We start from the raw sequence: 8,576 nt of genomic DNA, 5'->3' as shown, positions 1-8,576 counted from the left end.
CGGTCTTAAGTACGGTACTCGGCGTTGATCTTCACGTATTCGTGGGACAAGTCGGTGGTCCAGATGGTTTCGCTGCAATCGCCGCGACCCAGTTCGATACGGATGGTGATTTCTTCCTGCTGCATCACCGCCGCGCCCTGGGCTTCGGTGTAAGTCGCGGCGCGTGCGCCATGGCTGGCAATGCATACATCGCCGAGGAATACGTCGATCTTGCTCACGTCCAGGTTCGGCACACCGGCACGACCGACGGCGGCCAGGATACGGCCCCAGTTCGGATCGGAGGCGAACAGTGCGGTCTTGATCAGCGGCGAGTGAGCCACGGTATAACCCACGTCCAGGCATTCCTGGTGATTGCCGCCGCCGTTGACTTCAACGGTGACGAACTTGGTCGCGCCTTCGCCATCGCGAACGATGGCCTGGGCCACGTCCATGCAGACTTCGAACACCGCTTGCTTCAGCAGGGCGAACAGCGGACCGCTCGCTTCGGTGATCTCCGGCAGTGCCGCCTGACCGGTGGCGATCAGCATGCAGCAGTCGTTGGTCGACGTGTCACCATCGATGGTGATCCGGTTGAACGACTTGTTGGCACCGTCCAGCAGCAGGTTTTGCAAGACGTCACGGGAGACTTTGGCGTCGGTGGCGATGTAGCCAAGCATGGTTGCCATGTTCGGACGAATCATGCCCGCACCTTTGCTGATCCCGGTCACAGTAATGGTCACACCATCATGCTGGAACTGGCGGCTGGCGCCTTTGGGCAGGGTGTCGGTGGTCATGATGCCGGTGGCAGCCGCTTCCCAGTTGTTGACCGACAGGTCGTCGAGGGCGGCTTGCAGTGCGCCTTCAATTTTCTCGACCGGCAGCGGTTCGCCGATCACACCGGTGGAGTACGGCAGCACCAGGCTGGCATCGACGCCGGTCAGCTCAGCCAGTTTGGCGCAGGTGCGCTCGGCGGCGGCGAGGCCAGGCTCACCGGTGCCGGCGTTGGCATTGCCGGTATTGGTCAGCAGGTAACGCACCGGGCCTTGCACGCGCTGCTTGGCCAGGATCACCGGCGCGGCGCAAAAGGCGTTCAGGGTGAACACGCCTGCCACGGTAGAACCTTCGGCACAGCGCATGACCACAACATCCTTGCGCCCCGGGCGCTTGATGCCGGCCGAGGCGATACCGAGTTCAAAACCGGCAACCGGGTGCAACGTTGGCAAAGGACCAAGACCAACAGCCATGAAAGCGCTCCTTAAAAAGATGTCAGCACCGTCGTCAGGAAGAACGGTGGTTTAAATGGCAAAACGCCGCGACGGCTGATGCCGGTCGCGGCGCGGGTATTTCAGCGTATGAAACGGGTTTTACTGGATCTGCCCGTGGCAATGCTTGAACTTCTTGCCCGAACCGCAGTAGCACAGTTCGTTGCGGCCCAGCTTCTGTTCGTTGCGTACCGGCGCGGTGGCGAGGGCAACATCAACCTCTTCACCCAGCAGCTCCGGTTGCTCAAGCCCCGGTACTTCGTCGTGCTGGAACTGCATGCGTGCCGCCAGTGCTTCGGCTTCCTGGCGCAGGCGCTGCTCTTCTTCGATTGGATCTTCGCGGCGCACCTGAACGTGCGACAGCACACGGATCGAGTCGCGCTTGATCGAATCCAGCAGCTCGGAGAACAGCGTGTAGGACTCGCGCTTGTACTCTTGCTTCGGGTTCTTCTGCGCATAGCCACGCAAATGGATGCCGTGACGCAGGTGATCCATGGTCGACAGGTGGTCTTTCCACAGGTCGTCGAGCACGCGCAGTACGATTTGCTTCTCGAAGGAGCGCAGCGCTTCGGCGCTCGCCTGCTCTTCTTTCTCGTTGTAAGCCGCCAGCAATTCGTTCAGCAGCTTCTCGCGCAGGGTTTCTTCGTACAGGTGGTCGTCTTCGTCGAGCCATTGCTGGATCGGCAGCGCCACACCGAAATCGCTCTGCAACGCGGCTTCCAGGCCCGCCACGTCCCACTGCTCAGGCAGCGACTGCGGTGGAATGTGCGCGCTGACAGTGGCGTTGAGCACGTCCTGACGGAAGTCGGCAATGGTTTCGCCGATGTTGTCAGCGGCCAACAAACTGTTACGCATGTGATAGATCACTTTACGCTGTTCGTTGTTGACGTCGTCGAACTCAAGCAGTTGCTTGCGAATGTCGAAGTTGCGGCCTTCAACCTTGCGCTGAGCCTTCTCGATAGCGTTGGTCACCATACGGTGTTCAATCGCTTCGCCAGGCTGCATGCCCAGGGCCTTCATGAAGTTCTTCACCCGGTCAGAGGCGAAGATACGCATCAGGCTGTCTTCCAGCGACAGGTAGAAACGGCTGGAACCGGCGTCACCCTGACGACCGGCACGACCACGCAGCTGGTTGTCGATACGGCGCGATTCGTGACGCTCGGAAGCGATGACCTGCAAGCCGCCCGACTCGAGCACTTGCTGGTGACGTTTCTGCCAGTCGGCCTTGATCTGGGCGATTTGCTCAGGGGTCGGGTCTTCCAGCGAAGCAACTTCCACTTCCCAGTTGCCGCCCAACAGGATGTCGGTACCACGACCGGCCATGTTGGTGGCGATGGTCAGTGCGCCTGGGCGACCGGCCTGGGCAATGATCTCGGCTTCTTTTTCGTGGAACTTGGCGTTCAGGACCTTGTGTTCGATGCCTTCCTTGTTGAGCAGACTGGACATGTGCTCGGAAGTTTCGATGGTTGCAGTACCCACCAGCACCGGACGGCCGTGGGTCATGCATTCCTTGATGTCGTTGATGATCGCCGCGTATTTCTCTTCGGCGGTCAGGAACACCAGGTCGTTATAGTCTTTACGCGCCAGTGGCTTGTTCGGCGGGATAACCATCACCGACAGACCGTAGATCTGGTGGAATTCGAACGCTTCAGTGTCTGCGGTACCGGTCATGCCGGACAGCTTGTTGTACAGACGGAAGTAGTTCTGGAACGTGGTCGACGCCAGCGTCTGGCTTTCGGCCTGGATGTTCAGCTGTTCCTTGGCTTCGATGGCCTGGTGCAGGCCTTCGGACAGACGGCGACCCGGCATGGTACGACCGGTGTGTTCGTCGACCAGGACAACCTGACCGTCCTGCACGATGTACTCGATGTTGCGATGGAACAGTTTGTGTGCACGCAGACCGGCATAAACGTGAGTCAGCAGGCCCAGGTTGTGCGCCGAATACAGGCTCTCGCCTTCAGCCAGCAGGCCGATGCGGGTGAGCATTTCTTCAACAAACTGGTGCCCGGCTTCGTTGAGTTCGACCTGGCGGGTCTTCTCGTCGACGGTGTAGTGACCGGCCTTGGTCACTTCGCCTTCCACTTCTTCGATGTGCAACTCGAGCTGCGGGATCAGTTTGTTGATCTCGATGTACAGCTTGGAGCTGTCCTCGGCCTGACCGGAAATGATCAGCGGGGTACGGGCTTCGTCGATGAGGATGGAGTCGACTTCGTCGATCACGGCAAAATTGAGTTCGCGCTGGAATTTTTCTTCCATGCTGAACGCCATGTTGTCGCGCAGGTAGTCGAAACCGAATTCGTTGTTGGTGCCGTAGGTAATGTCGGCGGCGTAGGCCAGGCGTTTCTCTTCCGGCGGCTGGAATGGCGTGACTACGCCGACCGTCAGGCCGAGGAATTCGTAGAGCGGACGCATCCAGTTGGCGTCACGACGGGCCAGGTAGTCGTTCACGGTTACAACGTGCACGCCTTTGCCGGACAACGCGTTCAGGTAAACGCCCAGTGTCGCCACCAGGGTCTTGCCTTCGCCGGTACGCATTTCCGCGATCATGCCTTCATGCAAGGTCATGCCGCCGATCAGCTGGACATCGAAGTGGCGCATACCCATGACGCGCTTACCGGCTTCGCGGGCGACCGCAAAGGCTTCTGGCAGCAGCTTGTCGAGGGTTTCCCCTTTGGCGATGCGGGCCTTGAACTCATCTGTCTTGGCACGCAATTGATCGTCCGAAAGGGCCACCATTTGCTCTTCGAAGGCATTGACGAGTTGCACCGTCTTGAGCATGCGTTTGACTTCACGCTCGTTCTTGCTTCCAAAAAGTTTCTTTAACAAAGGCGCAAACATATCGGCAGGATCTTCCACACTAAAGGGATGGAGGGCGGCCCCGTGAGTCGCCCGAGCAGCCCTCATGGCCGCATGCGAACGAGCATTCTACCCGGAAACGATGGTGAGGAAAGTGGCGTTATTCCACGATGCTGGCACAGCGCTGTGACGGGGCTCACTTAAAATAAGGGCTTTTGGCTGAACTTCAAGCCATTCACGGCATAAGTTACTTGTTGATTTAATGGGTAAAGCGCTCGCAAAGCAATGGGTCGGGTGAATCGGGTGCTTTCTGCTACCATGGCGGCTCTGTTACTTCAGGTGTCTGATCATGGCATTTCGCCCTCTTACGGCCAGAGCACCCGCCGTTCTGCTTCGCGAAGCCAAACCGCTGAAAGCCATCTTTGGCCATGCTCAACGCCTGGGTCATTTGCAACGTCTGCTGGAAAGCCAGTTGCAGCCCGCCGCGCGCGAACATTGCCATGTGGCCTCATGGCGCGAAGGCAGTTTATTGCTGATTGTCACCGACGGTCATTGGGCTACCCGCCTGCGTTACCAGCAAAAACGCCTGCAACGGCAATTGCAGATGTTCGACGAGTTCGCCAGTTTGACGCGGATTCTGTTCAAAGTTCAGCCGCCCACGGTTCAGCAAGGGGCGGTGGGCCATACCATCAGTTTGTCGACGGATGCGGGCGCGACCATTCAGGCCACGGCTGAGGGGATTAGCGATCCGAATCTGCGGGCGGCGCTGGAGCGCCTGGCGGCACACGCCAAACCCAAGGCATAACGGTGATTTAATAATGTGAGCGAGCCTGCTCGCGATGGCGTTTTGTCAATCAACGGATATTTTGACTGATACACCGCTATCGCGAGCAGGCTCCCACAGTTTTTACCCTGTCCACTTGTTAGCGGCGTTTGTTGCCACCGAGCAATGAGCCCATCAAGCCGCGTACCAATTGTCGGCCCAACTGATTAGCCGCCTGTCGCATCGCCGATTTCAGCGCCTGCCCTGCCGCTGTACCAAGGAACTCCCCGGCCTTGTCGGTGAAGCTTGGTTCTTCAGCGGCGGGTTTGCCCGGCGCTGCTTCAGGCGCTGGCGCCAGACCTTTGCGCCCCATCAGCACCTCATATGCCGATTCTCGATCAATCGGCTTGTCATAACGCCCCTGCAACGGTGAACTGGCGATCAACGCCGCACGCTCGGTTTCGCTCAACGGCCCGATCCGCGATTGCGGCGGCGCGACCAGGACGCGCTGGACCCTCTCCGGCGTGCCCTTGTCTTGCAAGGTGCCGACCAGCGCCTCGCCGATCCCCAACTCAGTCAGCACCGACAACGCGTCGAACGCCGGATTGGGACGGAAGCCCTCGGCCACCGCTCGCAGGGACTTCTGCTCTTTTGCGGTAAACGCGCGCAAGCCATGCTGGATACGCAGGCCCAGTTGCGCCAGCACGTCATCCGGCAAGTCGCCGGGCGACTGGGTGACGAAATACACGCCCACGCCTTTTGAACGAATCAGCCGCACGACCTGTTCCAGGCGATCCTGCAACGCCTTGGGCGTACCCGCGAACAATAAATGTGCCTCATCGAAAAACAGCGCCAGCAACGGTTTGTCGGCATCGCCGCGTTCCGGCAGCTGCTCGAAGAGTTCGGCCAACAACCACAACAAGAATGTCGCGTAGACCTTCGGCGCTTCGTGGACCAGACGGCTGGCGTCGAGCAAGTGAATGCGCCCACGGCCATCGGCGGTCGGTTGCAGAATGTCTTCGAGTTGCAAGGCCGGTTCGCCGAAGAGTGCTTCGGCACCTCGCTGTTCCAGGGTCGCCAGACGCCGCAACAGTGCCTGGCTGGAGCCGGTGGTCATCAGCGCGGCGTCGTCACCGAGCAACTCGGGGTGGTCACGCAGGTGATTGAGCAGCGCCTTCAAATCCTTCAGATCCAGCAGTAGCAACCCTTCGCGGTCCGCCACTTTGAAGGCAGCGTACAGCGCCGATTGCTGGCTGTCGGTCAATTCCAGCAGGCTGCCCAACAACAGTGGGCCCATTTCACTCAAGGTTGTGCGCAATGGGTGACCGGACTGACCGTGAATATCCCACAGGGTTACCGGGTACGCCTGAGGCTTGTAGTTCAGCCACGGCATCCCGGCGATGCGCTCGGCAATCTTGCCTTGCGGGTTGCCGGCGGCGCCCAGACCGCACAGGTCGCCTTTGATATCGGCGGCAAACACTGCAACACCGGCATCGCTGAACGCTTCGGCCATGCGTTGCAAGGTCACGGTTTTACCCGTCCCGGTAGCCCCCGCGACCAGACCGTGACGGTTCGCCAGGCGCATGGCCTGCGCGATCGGCTGCCCCGCGAGATCGGCACCAATAACGAGTTGCAATGAATCAGGCATTTGGTCACCCATGATTAATCTTTGGTCCTTCACGGCCGATAGAAACAAGCGAGAGACCCAACGCAAAGCAAAGCCCGACATTCCGCAGGGAGCCCAGGAATTTTCGACTCGTGTCTATGCGCACCATTTTGCACGCGTTAACAGCAACACGCCCCAAACTATAAGACCTTAGCGGACACTCCAAGCTATGAACAAAAATCTGCATTTCAGCCATAAAATCCTGCTTGCCGCCGCGCTCATCGTCATCGCCGCCTTCGCCTCGTTCACGCTGTACAACGACTATTTACAGCGAAACGCCATTCGAAAGGACCTGGAACACTATCTGCAGGAGACGGGACGAGTCACTGCCAATAACATCCAGACCTGGCTGGCCGGTCGCAGCTTGCTGATCGAAAACCTGTCGCAAACCGTTGCAATGAACCCCGATACCGACAACGTTTCCAGACTGCTTATGCAGAAGGCCGTCATGTCGACCTTCATGGGCGCCTACCTGGGCAACAAGGATGGTTCTTTTATCATTCGTCCGGACAGCAAGATGCCCGATGGCTATGACCCTCGCGTTCGCCCCTGGTACAAGACTGCGCAGAGCGCCAGCGGTTCTGCATTGACTGAACCGTACATTGACCTGGCCTCCGGCCAACTGGTGATTTCCATCGTTGACAACGTGGTCAAGGATGGACAAAACATCGGTGTGGTCGGTGGCGACTTGAGTTTGCAAGTGATTGCAGACAGCCTCAAGGCGCTGGACTTCGGCGGCATGGGGTATGCCTTTCTGGTCAGCTCGGACGGCAAGATCCTGGTACACCCCGACAAAACGCTGGCGATGAAATCGCTCAAGGAGGTTTACCCACAGGACACGCCTGCAATCAGCAGCGACCTGAGCGAAATCCAGGTGAATGGCAAAACCCGGATCATGACCTTCACCCCCATCAAAGGATTATCGTCGGTGAACTGGTACATCGGCCTGTCCGTGGACAAGGACAAGGCCTTTTCCACGCTTAGCGAATTCCGTACCTCCGCGATCATCGCGACCCTCATTGCCGTGGCGATCATCATTGCGCTGCTGGGCATGCTGATCCGCATCCTGATCCAGCCGCTGCACGTCATGACCCGCGCCATGGCCGACATCGCTGACGGTGAAGGCGACTTGACCAAACGCCTGACCATTCAGAACAACGACGAATTCGGCATCCTCGGCACCGCATTCAACCGTTTCGTGGAGCGTATTCACGGTTCGATCCGCGAAGTGTCCTCGGCGACCGGGCAAGTCAACGAAGTGGCCTTGCGAGTCGTGGCCGCCTCGAACTCGTCGATGTTCAACTCCGACCAGCAAGCTTCACGCACCAGCAGCGTTGCTGCAGCGATCAATCAGCTCGGTGCCGCCGCCCAGGAAATCGCCCGCAACGCCGCGCAAGCGTCGAGTCAGGCCAGCGATGCACGCAGCCTCGCCGAAGACGGCCAGCAAGTGGTCGATCGCAGCATTGTCGCGATGAATCAGCTGTCGAGCATGCTCAGCGCCTCGAGTACCAACATCGAATCGCTGAACAGCAAAACGGTGAACATCGGGCAGATTCTCGAAGTGATCACCAGCATTTCCCAGCAAACCAACCTGCTGGCGCTCAACGCGGCCATTGAAGCAGCACGGGCCGGTGAAGCCGGGCGCGGTTTTGCCGTGGTGGCCGACGAAGTTCGCAACCTCGCGCACCGCACCCAGGAATCGGCGCAACAGGTACAGACTATGATCGAGGAGCTGCAAGTCGGCGCTCGTGAATCCGTCAGTACCATGAGCGACAGCCAGCGCCACAGTCAGGACAGCGTCGAAATCGCCAACCTGGCCGGCGAACGCCTTAACAGCGTGACCTTGCGTATCGGCGAAATCGACGGGATGAACCAATCGGTAGCGACGGCGACCGAGGAACAGACGGCGGTGGTCGAGTCGATCAACGTCGACATTACCGAGATCAATACACTGAACCAGGAAGGGGTGGAAAACCTGCAATCGACGTTGCGCGCGTGTTCTGACCTGGAGCAGCAGGCAGCGCGTCTTAAACAGTTGGTAGGCAGTTTCCGTATCTAGTGTCTGACAGGGCCCCTTCGCGGGCAAGCCTCGCTCCAACAAGCGAGGCTT

5 protein-coding genes are annotated in these 8,576 nt (G+C 59.1%); 2 read left to right on the top strand and 3 right to left on the bottom strand.

Features of this window, described 5'->3' with window-relative positions; genetic code table 11:
- Positions 1-5: 5 nt before the first annotated feature.
- Positions 6-1,223 carry a bifunctional glutamate N-acetyltransferase/amino-acid acetyltransferase ArgJ gene (gene argJ / locus ACM6IR_RS22325; RefSeq protein ID WP_414909700.1) on the bottom strand — a complete coding sequence of 406 codons (1,218 nt, stop codon included), beginning with the start codon at positions 1,221-1,223 and terminating at the stop codon, positions 6-8.
- Positions 1,224-1,343: 120 nt separating this feature from the next.
- Positions 1,344-4,079, bottom strand: a complete 2,736-nt coding sequence (gene secA / locus ACM6IR_RS22320) for a preprotein translocase subunit SecA (protein WP_414909699.1) — start codon at positions 4,077-4,079, stop codon at positions 1,344-1,346.
- A gap of 307 nt (positions 4,080-4,386) precedes the next feature.
- Between secA and ACM6IR_RS22315 the strand changes: the two genes are divergently transcribed.
- Positions 4,387-4,842, top strand: coding sequence for a DUF721 domain-containing protein (locus ACM6IR_RS22315; RefSeq protein WP_414909698.1), 456 nt, complete (start codon positions 4,387-4,389; stop codon positions 4,840-4,842).
- A gap of 118 nt (positions 4,843-4,960) precedes the next feature.
- Here ACM6IR_RS22315 and ACM6IR_RS22310 read toward each other — a convergent pair whose 3' ends face one another.
- Positions 4,961-6,448, bottom strand: coding sequence for a helicase HerA-like domain-containing protein (locus ACM6IR_RS22310; RefSeq protein WP_414909697.1), 1,488 nt, complete (start codon positions 6,446-6,448; stop codon positions 4,961-4,963).
- A 187-nt stretch (positions 6,449-6,635) separates the two neighbouring features.
- On the opposite strand from ACM6IR_RS22310, the gene ACM6IR_RS22305 reads away from it, so the two are divergent.
- On the top strand, positions 6,636-8,525 hold the full coding sequence (locus ACM6IR_RS22305; RefSeq protein WP_414909696.1) for a methyl-accepting chemotaxis protein: 1,890 nt from the start codon (positions 6,636-6,638) through the stop codon (positions 8,523-8,525).
- Positions 8,526-8,576: the final 51 nt, after the last annotated feature.

This window comes from Pseudomonas sp. IT-P253, from assembly GCF_949768125.1.
Lineage (GTDB): Bacteria > Pseudomonadota > Gammaproteobacteria > Pseudomonadales > Pseudomonadaceae > Aquipseudomonas.
The sequence above is the reverse complement of the archived record's forward strand: the minus strand, read 5'-3'. Positions and strand labels throughout refer to the sequence as shown.

Excerpts from the sequence above, each read along its gene's own strand:
- argJ (WP_414909700.1), bottom strand. The coding sequence starts at position 1,223 with ATGGCTGTTGGTCTTGGTCCTTTGCCAACGTTGCACCCGGTTGCCGGT.
- secA (WP_414909699.1), bottom strand. The coding sequence starts at position 4,079 with ATGTTTGCGCCTTTGTTAAAGAAACTTTTTGGAAGCAAGAACGAGCGT.
- ACM6IR_RS22315 (WP_414909698.1), top strand. The coding sequence starts at position 4,387 with ATGGCATTTCGCCCTCTTACGGCCAGAGCACCCGCCGTTCTGCTTCGC.
- ACM6IR_RS22310 (WP_414909697.1), bottom strand. The coding sequence starts at position 6,448 with ATGCCTGATTCATTGCAACTCGTTATTGGTGCCGATCTCGCGGGGCAG.
- ACM6IR_RS22305 (WP_414909696.1), top strand. The coding sequence starts at position 6,636 with ATGAACAAAAATCTGCATTTCAGCCATAAAATCCTGCTTGCCGCCGCG.